2 protein-coding genes and 1 pseudogene are annotated in these 1,970 nt (G+C 57.1%); all 3 read right to left on the bottom strand.

All coding sequences use genetic code 11. From position 1 onward, the window contains the following. Positions 1-208 (bottom strand): type II toxin-antitoxin system death-on-curing family toxin (locus WBC85_RS04085; protein WP_424433400.1); only part of this gene is annotated, 208 nt, incomplete at its 3' end. After that, positions 205-429: an AbrB/MazE/SpoVT family DNA-binding domain-containing protein gene (locus tag WBC85_RS04080; RefSeq protein WP_424433399.1), complete on the bottom strand. Its 225-nt coding sequence runs from the start codon at positions 427-429 to the stop codon at positions 205-207. The genes WBC85_RS04080 and WBC85_RS04085, both read right to left, overlap by 4 nt. 117 nt (positions 430-546) lie before the next feature. Beyond that, positions 547-1,875: pseudogene (locus tag WBC85_RS04075) on the bottom strand (IS256 family transposase). Positions 1,876-1,970 lie beyond the last annotated feature (95 nt).

Genomic DNA, 1,970 nt, shown 5'->3' with positions numbered 1-1,970 from the left:
ATGCATGCGCTTTTCCGATGCCATAGGCATACGCTGCACCGCATTGAAAGATATCAGCCTCCTCATAAGAAAACTTGTTTTGCGGGCGGCTACACGCGCCTTCTAACAGCGTCGCATCTCGAATGCCGGATGCCCCACCGTGGCGCGCAATTTGTCTGTCGTGGATGATGTAGACCGCCTGGATCGGAACCCAAATGGGACCTTTCATGCAAGCGCCTGAAGCAAGTCACGGTTTTCATCCATGACGATTTCTGCGGCGCTCAGAGCCTCAGCAAGCTCAGGATTATGCGCCAATAGCCGGACCCCGCCATCATCAGTGCGAGACAGGAAAACAGTATCGCCTTCCTTGACGTCCATCGCCGAAAGAACCTCCTGCGATAGCGTTACAACCGCTGAATTACCCACTTTACGAATTTTAGTCTCGAACATCTCACCCCTCCGTATTTACAAATGTATATACGCTGACCCGCCAGATACTGTCAACATCTGTGAGCAGAGTTCGCTGGATTGGTTTGGTAGATATGCGCAAAAGTTGGTGACGCTTGATCAGGCGGCATCTTGAACGTGGCGGAGACCGTCGCGGAACTCAACCCCTTGGATGATCTCGGGCAGGCGGTTTTGGCCGTCGAGTTTGCGCCATTTCTTCTGCGCCGATATCATCAGCTTGAACGCCATCGCCAGACCGGTTTTGCGGCTGAGGCACCCCTTGGTGCGTTTTGTGCGATGCCGGACGGTGGCGAAGGTGCTTTCGATCGGATTTGACGTGCGGACGTGTTTCCAGTGCTCGGCCGGAAAGTCGTAAAAAGTTAGCAGCGCGTCGCGGTCCTTGACCAGCTTGGCCACCGGCTTGTCCCATTTCACACCATAGGTTTCGACGAAGAAATCGAAGGCGGCAGAGGCCGTGGCTTTTGTCTCTGCCTGCCAGATGTCGTGCAAATGGCCCTTGGCTTTTGCCTGCAAGGATTTCGGCATCGCGTTCAGCACGTTCATCGCCTTGTGAACCCAACAGCGTTGTTCTCGCGTCGTAGCGAACACCTCCCGCAGCGCGGTCCAGAACCCGAGTGCGCCGTCACCGACAGCCAGCTTGGGGTCCTGTTTCAGGCCACGCCGCTTGAGATCGAGCAACACCTCACGCCAGCTTTGCGTGCTTTCGCGGAAGCCATCCACTGCCCGGCAGTGGTTTGCTTGCAAACCATGAGAGGGGTCATGGCCAGTAGCTCCTTGCGGCCATATTCATCAGCCCCGACGATCACCAGAACGCATTGCTTTTCTTCAGCCATGCGCGGTTTGAAGTAGACGCCGTCAGCCCAGATATAGAGGAAGCGCCGACTGCCAAGATCGCGTTTCTGCCAGGCCTCGAAGTCTTTCCACCAGTCGGCTTTGAGCCGCGTGATGGTCTTGGCAGACAACCCCTTGGCGTTCGGACCCAGCAGCGCCTCCAGCGCCTCGGTAAAATCGCCCGTGGACACGCCCTTGAGGTAAAGCCAAGGCAGCAGCTCCTCAATTGATTTCGCTTTGCGCAGATAGCGCGGCAGGATGCTGGGCGTGAAGGTGATCTTGTCTTCGCCAGCGCCCCTGTCCCGCACGCGCGGTACTTTCACCGGCACTGGACCAATCCCCCCTTTCGGCAGATTGCTGCGCAATCGCCTGTAGGGCAATGGTGATCACCTCCCGTTCGGGTAAGTGACCATGGCGCACCAGGCGTGCCCGTCCGTCCTCGAGCCTTTCCCCAGAAAAGGCGTTCATCAGAGCAGCCAGTTCCGCATGGATCGCCTGTTCGATCAGCTTGCGCGCTCCATCGCGCAGGACGTCGGTGAATGGGTCGGAGCTAAATCCCGATGGATCGGATAGCTGGGTGATGGTAGTCTCTTGCATGTGGCATATCCCTTTCTCAGCAGAGAATTGACGGCGTCTGAACACCGCCATGATATGCCGCCCCTCAGGGCATCACCAACTTTCGCGCGTTTCTC

Source organism: Planktotalea sp. (assembly GCF_049680325.1).
In the GTDB taxonomy this organism is placed as follows: domain Bacteria; phylum Pseudomonadota; class Alphaproteobacteria; order Rhodobacterales; family Rhodobacteraceae; genus Planktotalea.
This window is presented reverse-complemented; position numbering and strand designations above follow the sequence as displayed.

Excerpts from the sequence above, each read along its gene's own strand:
- WBC85_RS04080 (WP_424433399.1), bottom strand. The coding sequence starts at position 429 with ATGTTCGAGACTAAAATTCGTAAAGTGGGTAATTCAGCGGTTGTAACG.